The organism is Paraburkholderia sp. (genome assembly GCF_036488795.1).
GTDB lineage: Bacteria > Pseudomonadota > Gammaproteobacteria > Burkholderiales > Burkholderiaceae > Paraburkholderia.
In genome coordinates, this window is the sequence record NZ_DASXHA010000157.1 from 24,734 (window position 1) to 37,158 (window position 12,425).

General features: G+C 60.8%; 11 protein-coding genes. 4 read left to right on the forward strand and 7 right to left on the reverse strand.

The genetic code is table 11. The annotated features are described in order from the left end of the window. Positions 1-353 precede the first annotated feature (353 nt). Entirely contained in the window at positions 354-1,628 is a 1,275-nt protein-coding gene (locus VGH41_RS22745) for an Nramp family divalent metal transporter (RefSeq protein WP_331599878.1), read from the forward strand. 16 nt (positions 1,629-1,644) lie between these two features. On the opposite strand, the gene VGH41_RS22750 is transcribed toward VGH41_RS22745, so the two are convergent. From VGH41_RS22750 to VGH41_RS26640, 3 genes are all read right to left on the reverse strand, one after another. Beyond that, positions 1,645-3,438: a sensor domain-containing diguanylate cyclase gene (locus tag VGH41_RS22750; protein WP_331599866.1), complete on the reverse strand. Its 1,794-nt coding sequence runs from the start codon at positions 3,436-3,438 to the stop codon at positions 1,645-1,647. A 413-nt stretch (positions 3,439-3,851) separates the two neighbouring features. Then, positions 3,852-4,793: a LysR substrate-binding domain-containing protein gene (locus VGH41_RS22755; RefSeq protein ID WP_331599879.1), complete on the reverse strand. Its 942-nt coding sequence runs from the start codon at positions 4,791-4,793 to the stop codon at positions 3,852-3,854. Positions 4,794-4,900: 107 nt separating this feature from the next. After that, a complete protein-coding gene (locus VGH41_RS26640; protein ID WP_414696701.1) occupies positions 4,901-4,999 on the reverse strand; it encodes an FAD-linked oxidase C-terminal domain-containing protein in 99 nt (32 codons plus the stop codon). Positions 5,000-5,273: 274 nt separating this feature from the next. On the opposite strand from VGH41_RS26640, the gene VGH41_RS22760 reads away from it, so the two are divergent. Next, positions 5,274-6,860: an inorganic phosphate transporter gene (locus VGH41_RS22760; protein WP_331599867.1), complete on the forward strand. Its 1,587-nt coding sequence runs from the start codon at positions 5,274-5,276 to the stop codon at positions 6,858-6,860. A 125-nt stretch (positions 6,861-6,985) separates the two neighbouring features. Here the strand turns inward: VGH41_RS22760 and ppk2 are convergent, their stop codons facing one another. Further along, complete coding sequence (ppk2, locus tag VGH41_RS22765) at positions 6,986-7,912, reverse strand: polyphosphate kinase 2 (protein ID WP_331599868.1); 927 nt, start codon at positions 7,910-7,912, stop codon at positions 6,986-6,988. A gap of 168 nt (positions 7,913-8,080) precedes the next feature. Continuing rightward, positions 8,081-8,464 carry a VOC family protein gene (locus VGH41_RS22770; RefSeq protein WP_331599870.1) on the reverse strand — a complete coding sequence of 128 codons (384 nt, stop codon included), beginning with the start codon at positions 8,462-8,464 and terminating at the stop codon, positions 8,081-8,083. A gap of 154 nt (positions 8,465-8,618) precedes the next feature. Here VGH41_RS22770 and VGH41_RS22775 point away from each other — a divergent pair, with 154 nt between their 5' ends. Together VGH41_RS22775 and VGH41_RS22780 are read left to right on the forward strand one after the other, a co-directional pair. Further along, a complete protein-coding gene (locus VGH41_RS22775) occupies positions 8,619-9,665 on the forward strand; it encodes a S1C family serine protease (RefSeq protein ID WP_331599872.1) in 1,047 nt (348 codons plus the stop codon). A 3-nt stretch (positions 9,666-9,668) separates the two neighbouring features. Further along, positions 9,669-10,004, forward strand: a complete 336-nt coding sequence (locus tag VGH41_RS22780; RefSeq protein ID WP_331599874.1) for a hypothetical protein — start codon at positions 9,669-9,671, stop codon at positions 10,002-10,004. Positions 10,005-10,101: 97 nt separating this feature from the next. On the opposite strand, the gene ggt is transcribed toward VGH41_RS22780, so the two are convergent. Together ggt and VGH41_RS22790 are read right to left on the reverse strand one after the other, a co-directional pair. Beyond that, positions 10,102-11,826 (reverse strand): gamma-glutamyltransferase, encoded by a 1,725-nt coding sequence (gene ggt, locus VGH41_RS22785; RefSeq protein WP_331599875.1) that lies wholly within the window; start codon positions 11,824-11,826, stop codon positions 10,102-10,104. 141 nt (positions 11,827-11,967) lie between these two features. Beyond that, positions 11,968-12,425 (reverse strand): MFS transporter (locus VGH41_RS22790; protein ID WP_331599877.1); only part of this gene is annotated, 458 nt, incomplete at its 5' end.

Here is a 12,425-nt window from a genome sequence, read left to right on the forward strand (position 1 = left end):
GCCAAATCGCCTTTAGGCATACCGCAACACACAAAGATGTGCCGTTTTGACAACGTATTGAAAATGAAAAGGCTTATCCAAAACCAGATGGAAGACGCCCTGCATAACGTTTGATCAATACAACTGATTAACCATCTCGCGTCAAGCTCGGTAGACGAAGTAAGCGTCTGCATGCGAGATAGCCGGCTCAGTCAGACGGAAATGAGGCGATCCAAAAACCGGAGAGACGACTCAGGCGGCCCATCCAGTGGCATGAATAATGCTGACGACCATGCATAGCTAGGCCGTCAAGCGTGCCCCATGCGTTGACCCCAGGTCAAAACCTCGAGGGAATCAGCGTGAAAACCGAAGAAATGGAGCCCCAACTTCTCGTCGAAGACGAGGCCGAGCGATCCTGGACAAAGCGCCTCGGCCCTGGTCTCATCACCGGCGCGGCCGACGATGACCCGAGCGGCATTGCCACCTATTCGCAAGCCGGTGCACAGTTCGGCTTTGGATTGCTATGGACCATGCTGCTGACTTATCCGCTCATGGTGGCCATTCAGTCGGTCAGCGCACGCATGGGTCGCGTCACCGGCAGCGGTCTTGCGACCAACCTGCGCCGGCACTACCCGGCGCCCATTGTTTACGTCGCCGTACTGGTCCTGCTGATTGCCAATACGATCAACATCGCCGCCGACCTTGCGGCAATGGGCGCAGCCGCGAAACTGGTGCTCGGCGGACCCGTACAGATTTACGTGGTGCTGCTGGGTACATTCTCCTTGTTGCTTCAGGTATTCGTCCCCTACGAGCGCTACGCGCGCATTCTGAAATGGCTGACGCTAGTGCTGTTCACCTATGTCGCGATCACCTTCGTCATTCCGGTCGACTGGAAAGCTGTCGGCTTTAGCATCGTCAAACCGCCCATCCAGTTCTCCGGCGACTACCTGACGACTGTGGTCGCCGTGCTCGGCACGACGATCAGCCCTTATCTGTTCTTCTGGCAAGCGTCGCAAGAGGTTGAAGAAATCCGCTCCGAGCCGGCGCAACAACCTCTGCTAAAGGTGCCCATGCAGGCCCGCGCGCAGTTCAAACGCATCAACCTCGACACCTGGGTTGGCATGGCAATGTCGAACGGAGTGGCGTTTTTCATCATACTGGCGGCCGCGGCCACGTTACACACACATCACGTCGAGGTCAAAACCTCCGCCGATGCCGCCAACGCGCTCAAGCCTATCGCCGGTCAGTTCGCATTCCTGTTGTTCAGTCTAGGCATCGTAGGAACCGGCCTGCTTGCGTTGCCGGTACTGGCCGGTTCCGCGGCCTATGCGGCAGCCGGCACGATGCGCTGGCGCAATAGCCTGGCGCTCCAGGTCAATCTGGCCAAGCAGTTTTACGCGGTGATCGCCGTTGCACTGCTTGGCGGCGTGGCGCTGACCTTTACCCATTTCGATCCGATCAAGGCGTTGTACTGGAGTGCTGTCGTGAACGGCCTCGCATCCGTGCCGATCATGGTGCTGGTCATGCTAATGGCCGGACGCCGCGACATCATGGGCCAGTTTGCCGTGACGGGCGTTTTACGTTACACCGGGTGGATCGCCACCGCCGTCATGGCGCTCGCATCCGTTGCGATGTTCTGGCCGGCTTAGCGAGTCGTTGCAGCGCCTATTCGTCGCCGGCGTGTCCGACGTGACCCGGGTCTTGCGCATCCGCGACACAAGTCTGATTGCGGCCCAGCCGTTTCGCCGCGTAGAGAGCACGGTCGGCGGCCGCGACCAGACTGACCGCATCGTCGCCTTGACGCGGCTGCAGCGCAGCCACTCCCGCGCTGACGGTCACCACGCCGGCGTCGCTTGCCAGGTGTGGAATCTGCAGACTTTCCACGGCGAGCCGAATCCGTTCGGCCACCACCCGCGCGCCGTGCGGGTCGGTGTCCTTCAGAACCAACGCAAATTCTTCGCCGCCATAGCGCGCGGCAATATCAGTCGGGCGCCGCGCCGCCGTTGCGATGGTTTGCGCTATCTTGCGCAAGCAGTCGTCACCCCGTTGATGGCCGTAGTGATCGTTATAGCTTTTGTAGGCATCGACGTCGACCATCACGACCGCCACAAAGCCGGTCCCATCCATGCTCGCGACTTGCCGCCATTGCAAGTCCAGTTCCCGGTCGAAATGGCGGCGATTGAACAGTCCCGTCAGACCATCACGGAATGCCAGGCCCTGAAGTTCGATACGTTCATCCGCGAGACGCTGTTCTGCGGCTTTACGTGCCGTGATGTCGCGCGTCGTCGCCGTCAATGTCTCCGGCTGGCCGGAAAATGGATCGATCACGGGCCGAAAGTAAGTTTCAAGCCATAGCATCTGGCCATCGGGCCGGCTAAAGCGGCTGACCTGCGCGACCTCGCTGGCGCCCATGGCCAGTTTCTCAATGGCTTTGGCGAGCGCGTCGTGATCTTCCGCTATCACCAGGTCGGGAAGGTAGGTGCCGACGAGTTCGTCAGGATCACGGCGCATCACCGTTTGAGCGCGCGGCGAAACATAGGTTAGCTTGCCATCGAGTGTCACGCTCATGACGATATCCGTCGCGTTCTCGGCCAGAATCCGGTAGCGTCGCTCGTGCTCACGCAAGAGGCCCACCAGACGTTTGCGCATAACCTGGGTCGCGCTGATTGGCAACGCAATCGTCAGAGCCGCAAGCAGGAATAGCTGCAGCGCAAAGATGCGCATTTCCATGCTCGGATAGCGAAACATCCAGAGTGGTCCACTGCCGCGCATGGTAAAAGACACGGCAATGGCGAGACACAGCAGCAGGCCGACCATCACGCCCGCCAGATCAGCCTGAAATGCCAGCAGCACGATGGGCAAGAGTGCCCAATACAGCAACGGAAAGTGGCTTTGACCAAACGCGCCGACTGAACCGGCGCACACGAGCAGCAGCAGGCCGGCCGTTTTCAGACGGCGCTCCGGACGCAGCAGTTGAGCCACTTCGCCGGTCCAGAAGACGACTGCCGCAGGCGTAAAAATCGCAAGGCTCAGCGCATCCGAGAAGAACCAGTTGGCGAGATTGGGCAACATATGCCCGCTTAGTTGCCCACGCAACAATACGATCGCCAACAGCCCGGAGACGAACGGCGCCACGATCACGCCGCCGGCCAGAAACCGCATGAGTACCTTGGGGCGGATCAGTTCGACAATCGACGTCACGCGTGGCGCGAAGCTGAATGCAATCAACACTTCAACGATATCGGCAAGCGTGTAGGAAAGCGACACCGCCCAGTTGGCATTAAGCAGATTCGCGGCGAGATTGCCCGCTATTCCGCCCGCAAGCACCCAGTAGCGCTGCCGGGAGGCGGCCACCATCATCTGTGCCAGCAACACCGCATTGGCAAGCCAGATAGCCGCAATCTCCCCGGCCATGCTCTTTAACGCGCCGCTCGCCACACACGTCAACAGCGTCAACACGAACGCGAGCAGGACGGCCCAAAATGTTGACCGCTCGCGCAGCGGGCGTGTCGCGTCCAGAGACCCCCGCGGTTCTCCACCTGGTTCTTTGGCTGGCTGCGCCATGTTCTCTCACTTCTTATTGTTGGCGTTGGCTAGCGCGACAACCTCAACCTCTCCCCGGCGCACTGCCTAAACCTTGTTCTTCAAGACGAGTCTGCATCTCGCCCACGCAGGCTTAGTGTATAGATAATCGGGGCTCCCCGTTAGCGGGGCATCGAACGAATCCACACCTGAAAATGCCCCTTTCATTGCTGGACGCCAACGGCTTTGCGCAGGTGCGCGCAATGCTGATAAAGCAGTCTATGCGCGATGAATCAATACCTGGCAAGTCGTCCGGCAGTCGCCTGATTCTTCGCGCGGCGGCCCCGCTGTCAATGGCCGCTGATCAGCCGCTCCCGCGAGGAAGCCGACGGTTCGAGGCTGCGTTCGGTCAACCACACTTCATGCTGAAGCCAGTCGCGGAACAACGCGAGTTGCGGCAAGTCGCCTTGCTCTGGACGCGTGACCAGCCAGTACGATTGATGTCCCTCGACATGCACGTTGAGCACTTGCACGAGTTCGCCGGTTGCCAGCTCGCGACCGACCATATGGCGGTCGGCAATCGTGATGCCGAGGCCATCGATGGCCGCGCGAATCGCCAGATCGAGCAGATCGAATTCGTAGCCGCCGGTCGTATCGACGCCGTCGATACCCGCCGCTTTGAGCCAATGCTGCCAGGTCAGATAGCGCTGATCGTCGCTTGCCAGTACGTGCAGCAGCGTGAACTGATTCAGATCGATGCCCTGCTGTCCGGACTGCCGCGCGAGCAACGCGGGCGAACATACGGCGACGTGGCGTTCGCTCATCAGCAGGCGATTGTCGAAACCTTCCCATTCGCCGTCGCCGAAACGGATCGCGCAATCGAGCACGCCGGATTCGGCGAGCTTGTCTTCGACGCGCGTGGACAGACTCAGTTCGAGTTCGGGATGCTCGTCGCGCAGACGCCCCAGACGCGGCATCAGCCAGCGGCTGCTAAAGGTGGGCGGCGCATTGAGGCGCAGGCGGTTCAGATGAGTCTTTTCCTGAATGCTGCGCACCGTGAGTTCGATCTTGTCGAACGACTGTTGTAGCGCCTGCAGCAGCAAACGGCCCGCCGCCGACAGCTCGAGATGATGATGACGGCGCTGTAGCAGCGGCTCGCCAAGCTGCTCCTCGAGTTGACGCACTTGCCGGCTCACCGCGCTTTGCGTGACGTTGAGCAGTTCGGCGGCACGGGTAAAGCTGCCGGTTCGGCCGGCCACTTCAAAGGCTTTGAGCGCGTTGAGCGCGGGCATTTTTCGTTTCAAGGGCGTCTCAGAGAGAAGGCGGCAAGCGGACGGTCATTTTACGCGTTCGCCGCTGCGCGCCTTTTAGTTCTCGCGATCGACGCTTGAGCGTGCCTTCAGGGCACCTTGGCCGGATTCAGCATGCCCTGCGGATCCGGCGCGGCTTTTATGGATCGCATCAACGCGATGACTTCAGGACTCCGCAAAATCGACACGACGTCCTGTTCTTTCTGCTCTGACCATTTCGCGTGACGCGAATGCTTCGGATGGCGCGCGCATCTCTTTTGCCTGATTAATGGCTGAACCCGCTAATACCTTTTGATGTGCAGATTAGGTATGAACCCTACGTGAGCACGATCGAACAATCGTCATGCAGCCGTTATCCGTCTGAATTCTTTTAAACAGTACCGCGAACTGATTTTCGTCATCGAATCGACACATTCTTGAATCAGCATGAAAAGTTGACACCACCACTCCTGGGACCAGGCCATGCCGGAACTTTCGTACCCGCAGACGACCACCACACCCGCTCGAGGCCGCAGTATTGGTCTGATTATTTTCCTTGTGGTGATTGCCATCGGCGCGGTCTATTGCGCCGTTCACCTGGTCGCGGATCTCGAGTCCGTCCAGCAACTCAGCTTTCTGCCCTACCTGCTTCTCGGTGTCGCGTTGCTGATCGCGCTCGGCTTCGAGTTCGTCAACGGCTTTCACGATACCGCGAACGCCGTCGCCACAGTCATCTATACCCATTCGCTCACACCGAACCTCGCGGTCATCTGGTCCGGCACGTGGAATTTCCTCGGTGTACTGACTTCCACGGGCGTAGTCGCCTTCGGCATCCTGCAGTTGCTGCCCGTCGAGCTGATTCTGCAAGTCGGCAGCAGCGCCGGTTTTGCCATGGTGTTCGCGCTGCTGATCGCGGCCATCATCTGGAATCTGGGCACGTGGTACTTCGGGTTGCCGTCCTCGAGTTCGCATACGCTGGTCGGCTCGATCATCGGCGTAGGTCTGATGAATCAGCTGCTGCACGGCGCGTCCGGCACGAGCGGCGTGGACTGGAATCAGGCGCTGGGCGTCGGCAAGTCGCTGCTGTTCTCGCCGATTGTCGGCTTTTTGCTGTCGGGTCTGCTGCTGATCGTCATGAAGGCCGTGATCCGGGTCCCCGCTCTCTATGCCGAACCGAAGGGCAGCGAGCCGCCGCCGTTCTGGATTCGCGGCTTGCTGATCCTGACGTGTACGGGCGTTTCGTTCGCGCATGGCTCGAATGACGGCCAGAAGGGCATGGGCCTCATCATGCTGATCCTGATCGGCACCGTGCCGACCGCTTATGCGCTGAACAAAGCGGTTACGCCCGCGGAAACGATGACCTTCGTCGCAGTGTCACAGCAGGCTTCCGCCACATTCGGGAAGTATGCAAACGGCGCGCCGCCGTCGACCAATGCGCGTGCCGAGGTAGAAGCCTATGTGCGCACCCGCCAGTTGACACCCGCCACCGTACCCGCGCTGCAGCAGTTGACCGAGCAGATTGGACGCCAGGTGGGCGCGTCCGGCTCGCTTGCCGGCGTGCCGCAGGATATCGTCGACAACGTGCGTAACAATATGTACGTGGCGTCCGAAGCGATCCGCCTGATGGAGAAGAGCAAGCAACCCGCCTTCACCGAAGACGACACCAAGGTCATCGACAACTTCAAGAAGCAGATCGATCACGCGACCAAGTTCATCCCCACCTGGGTCAAGGTGGCAGTGGCCATCGCGCTGGGACTCGGGACGATGGTGGGCTGGAAACGCATCGTCGTGACGGTGGGCGAGAAGATCGGCAAGCAGCATCTGACCTACGGGCAAGGCGCATCCGCCGAGCTGGTGGCGATGCTGACCATCGGCGCAGCCGACGTCTACGGCTTGCCGGTGTCGACCACCCACGTGCTGTCGTCAGGCGTGGCGGGGACCATGGCCGCGAACGGTTCGGGCCTGCAATGGAGCACGGTGCGCAGTCTGCTGCTGGCGTGGGTGCTGACGCTGCCGGCTTCGATCGTCTTGTCGGCGGGCTTGTACTGGCTGTTTTTGCGGGTGTTCTGAGCAGATTGACGCAGACTGGCAGCAGCTATTGCAGCCAGTCCCGCACATAAGAAAGCGCGGCCCGCGAGCCGCGCTTTTTCATTGCGACACCGGAAGATTCGCCGGCAAACTCGCCGGCAAGCCGCTCAATAAATTTCCGGCACGATCATGTTCCCCGGCACCGGCTGCCGGATGTATTCGGTGTTGTACACGCGGGACGGCAGCGTCACGAGCGGGTGCTCGACCTCGTGATACGGCACCTGGCTCAACAAATGGTGAATGCAGTTGAGCCGCGCACGCTTCTTGTCGACGGCCTGCACCACCCACCACGGTGCCTCGGGAATGTGCGAGCGCTGCAGCATCACTTCCTTGGCATGCGTGTACGCCTCCCAGCGGCGGCGGCTTTCCAGGTCCATCGGGCTCAGTTTCCACTGCTTGAGCGGGTCGTGGATGCGGTTCTGGAAGCGGATTTCCTGCTCTTCGTCGGTAATCGAAAACCAGTACTTGAGAATCTGCACACCGCTGCGCGCCAGCATCTTTTCGAATTCGGGTACCGATCGGAAGAACTCTTCGTATTCTTCGTCCGTGCAGAAATTCATCACCCGTTCGACGCCCGCCCGGTTGTACCAGCTGCGGTCGAACAGCACCATCTCGCCGCCAGCCGGCAAATGCGACACGTAGCGCTGAAAATACCATTGCGTGCGTTCACGGTTGTTCGGCGCAGGCAGTGCCGCGACGCGGCATACGCGCGGATTGAGCCGCTGGGTGATGCGCTTGATCGCGCCGCCCTTGCCCGCCGCGTCGCGTCCTTCGAAGATCACCACCAGCCTGTGCCCCGTGTGGACGATCCAGTCCTGCAGCTTCACCAGTTCGCCCTGCAGACGAAACAGCTCGCGGAAATACATCTTGCGCGCATCGCGGTTCTCGGGGGTCATGGCGTCGGCGCCGTCGAGAATCCGGTCGTCCACTTCCATTTCGAGCTCTTCGTCGTACGCGTCGATGAGATCCTCTTCAAAACGGCGTTGCCGTTCGACCATGGACGCGGCATCGGCTCGTGGATCCTGCTCTTTCATCGCGACTCTCCTGAAAACGGGAATGGGTATGCGCACCGCGCTGACCGCAGCGGCGACCGCACGATTATCGAAGCGGGAGGTGTCAGGCTTGTTACTCCCCGGCACGGCTCGTGATAGGGAGTTTACCCATATGTCCCACCGGCGAGACCGTACGCGTCGCGCAACACGCTAGCCCAGCGGCTTTGCAAAGCTCAATTCGTGGCCATCCGGGTCCGTGATGTGGAAATAGCGCTCGCCCCACGGCGCATCGGCGGGTTCGAATTCGGGCGCAAGCCCGGCGGCTAGCGCCTTCCGATAGATACCGTCCACGTCCGACACGTAAATGATCACCCGCCCCCACCAGTTGACCGGACGGGTATCCACGATCAGGTTAAGAAACGACGCGCCGAGCGCAAACGATGTAAACGCTTCCTGCGGACCACCGTATTTTTTCGGAAATCCCAAGGCCTCGTAAAACGGCACCGCGCGCGCCATATCCTGCGTGGCGAGCGTGATGGCGGAAAGCGACTCGATGCGGGGTTCGTCACGCGGCGGGGTGTTCGTCTGTGTCATGGTCTCGCTCCTTTGCGCGAGCAGCGTGGCTTGCCTCTATATATAGCGTCGCGGCGGCGCCAAAGCCAGGGCCTCTTTGCACAGATGCCCTGGATCTTGAAAACGCGGCGGACGCCCCGCAGTTGTGTGCCCGTTTTATCCGGAGCTTTTCGCCATGGGAAGCCGTCCCCGCTTTATTGATGACCTGTCGCGCGCCGCGTCCGAGCCTCTCGAGCCGGCCGCGTCCGCCGGGTCTACTGCAGCATCCGTGCTCGGCGATGACGCCCTGCTCGATGCCTACTCACGTACGGTGATCGGCGCGCTCGAACGCGTCCAGCAAGCCGTCGTCTTCATTTCCGTCGAACACCGCACGCCCGGCAATCCGGGCGCACGCGGCGGTACCGGTTCAGGTTTCCTGTTCACTCCCGACGGCTACCTGCTGACCAACAGCCATGTCGTGCACGGCGCCACGCGGATTCGCGTCACGCTCGCCGACGGCAGCAAATTCGATGCCGATCTGGTCGGCGACGACCCCGGCAGCGATCTCGCTGTGCTGCGGATCGGCTCCGCCGAGCCGTTGCCGCATGTCGAACTTGGCGAATCGGGCGGCCTGCGGGTCGGCCAGATTGCGATTGCAGTCGGCAATCCGCTCGGGCTCGCGCAAACCGTCACGACGGGCGTGGTGTCCGCGCTCGGCCGCTCGCTGCGTTCGAATTCCGGCCGCATGATTTATGACGTGATCCAGACCGATGCGGCGCTGAATCCCGGCAATTCCGGCGGCCCGCTGATCAATTCGGCGGGCCTGGTGATCGGCGTGAACACGGCCATCATTCCGGGCGCGCAGGCCATCTGCTTTGCCACCGCCATCGATACGGCGAAGTGGGTCATCATGCAGATCTTCGCGTACGGCCGGGTGCGGCGCGCCTACATTGGCGTGGCCGGCACGACGACACCGCTGTCACGGCGCGTACAGCGCTATTTCGACTTGAGCTCGGAGACCGGCGTGCACGTGATGGAAGTCGTGAAGGGTAGCCCCGCGGCATTGGGCGGCCTGCGCACCGACGACACGATCGTTGCCGTCGACACGCTCGCCGTCGATGGCGTCGACAGCCTGCAACGGGTGCTGGATGCGTCACGCATCGAGAAGCCGGTGAATGTCACAGTATTGCGTGGCGCGCAACGACTCGAACTGACTTTGACGCCGCTCGAACAAGGCAGCTAGCGCATGATTCAGCACACGGCCGCTACGATTTTCTATACTAGGAAATCGACCCCCGACAAGGAGAGCGACGTGACAGGCGACTATCAGGTGCGAGTAACCCGAGGTACAGCCGGCTATGACGACTTCGGTGTGCCGCGGGTCACAAGAACGCCGGCGCGTGTGGAGATTGCCGCGTCACGACGCGAGTTGGTGTTTGCGGATCGCGCGGCCTTGCAGCTATTCATCGACGCCTGCATTCGTGCGCGCGACGAAGCGTTTGACGTGACCTCGGGCGTCACGCTCTCGGACACCGACAAGGCTGCCTGGCGACGTTTCTATGGCCGGTTTACGGAGTTGTAAGTGCGCTGTCCCGTGCCATGCTGCTAAATCGGCTCGCTAATAGAAGAGGCGCTACGCAGACCCTGCATAGCGCCTTTTCTTTAGACACGCCTCAGTGTCACTGGATCACCCGTGTCACGCCGCGGCCACGCGGGTCGGCGGCGGCCTCCGGCGTGTCGCCGTTGACCTTGATCGCCTGGATATCGCCGCTGAAGTCCTGCCCCTCCAGCACATAACCCCTGGCTTCGATCTGCTGCGCAAGTTCGCCGGTAATCGGCTTGTACGGCTCCCAGAAGATCGTATTGGGCGGCAGCAACTGGTGATGAAAGCGCATCGCGGCTACGGCGTCCTGTAGCGGCATGTTGAAGTCGTAGATGTTGTTGATCACCTGGAAGATCGACGTGAAGATGCGCGAGCCACCAGGCGTACCGATCACGAGCGAGACCGTGCCGTTCTTCGTCAGGATGGTCGGTGTCATCGACGACAACGGACGCTTCCTGGGTGCAATGGCATTCGCATCGCTGCCCACTACGCCGAACATGTTCGCCACGCCCGGCTTCGCGGAGAAGTCGTCCATCTCGTCGTTCAGCACGATGCCCGTACCATCCACCACCACGCCCGAGCCGAAGTAGCCATTGATCGTATAGGTGTTCGAGACCGCGTTACCCCACTTGTCGATGACTGAGAAGTGCGTGGTCTCCGCCTTCTCCGGCATCGACGTGCCGAGTCCCGGCTGCACGCTCTTCGTATCCGATGGCGTATTCGGATTGACCTCCTGCGCACGCTTCGCGAGATAGGCGTCGTTGGTCAACTGTATAACCGGCACCGTGTAGAAGTCCGGGTCGCCCAGGTACTGCGCGCGATCCGCGAACACGCGCTTTTCGATTTCCGCAATCAGGTGCACGTACTGCGCGGAATTGAGCGGTACGTCCTTGAAGTCAGGCGCGAGATCCGCTTTCATCTTCAGCAACTGCACGAGGCCGATACCACCCGAACTCGGCGGCGGCGCGGTAATCACGTGATAGCCGTTCCAGTCTGCTTCCACCGGTTGACGCCACACGGCCTTGTACTCATGCAAGTCCCGTCTGGTAATGAGGCCATGACCGCGCATGGAAGTGGCAATCAGCTCGGCGGTCTTGCCGTCGTAGAAGTCTTTGGCGCCGTTGTTGGCAATGCGTGTCAGCACAGCAGCAAGGTCCGGCTGCTTGAAATTGACGCCTTGCTTGAGATTGCCGAAGTAAGTGTCGAAGTTGGTCTTGCCCGCGAAGTCTTTGGCTGAGTCGTCGCGGCGTTGCTGAAGCTGCTCGCTGACTTCGAAGCCATCTGTTGCGTACTTGATGGCGGGTGCCAGCACCTGTTTCCATTTCAGCTTGCCGAAGCGGCGCTGCGCTTCCCACATGCCTTCGACGGTGCCCGGCACGCCCACCGCGCGATAGCCGAACAGGCTCATGCCTTTGATGACTTCGCCCTTGTCGTCGAGATACATATTGCGCGTCGCGGAGAGCGGTGCCTTCTCGCGATAGTCGAGAAAGTACGGTTTGCCGTTCACGTACAGTGTCATGAAGCCACCGCCGCCAATGTTGCCTGCTTCCGGATATGTCACCGCCAGCGTAAAGGCGATCGCCACCGCGGCATCCACGGCGTTGCCGCCTTCCTTGAAGATCTGTTGTGCCGCGTCGGCGCTGAACTTGTCGGCGACGGCCACTGCCGAGGCCGTTAGAACGGCTGGCTGCTGCGCTGTTTTTGCATCGGCCGGTGCGGTTTCGAGAAAGCCGCTCGAGACCGCGACGAGTGCCGCCACGGCCAGCGCGCTAGCGGTGAACTTCACTTTACTCAATGACATTGACTGCCCTCCATGACAATTTCCTGGCTGAAAAGAAAACGTCTGTCTTGGGCTTATAGCATGGGATAGCCGGATTTGCGAAGCCGCAGCATGGTGGGGCAGGCGTGCTGCGGCTTGCGGTTAGACCCGCGTTTGGAGTCCTCACGCCGCCCCTCGGCCGCCTCGCGCAATTTCATCACCGCTGCCTTGCGGCATGCGCCTCGTCACCGGAATCGAGCAGAACGAAAACAGTCCCACCACCAGGAACGCGGGCCAGAAATCCGTCCAGACGATCGCGGTGTGGCCTTGCAGGTTATGCGAGATCTGCAGCACGATCCCCGCAATCGTCACGCCGAGCCCTAAAGAAAGCTGCTGGATGACACTGGCGACACTCGTGGCCCGGCCAATCTCGCTGGGCGGAATGTCCGCATAAGCCAATGTATTGAGCGAAGTAAACTGCAGCGACGGAAAAAAGCCGCCAAGCAATACGACACCCCAGATCACCCAGTGCGGTGTCCCCGGATAGAACAAACCGTAGCTCATGATCGCCGCGCCGGCCAGTCCGGCATTGACCATCAGCACCTTGCGAAAGCCGAAGCGTCCGAGCACGCGCGACGCAA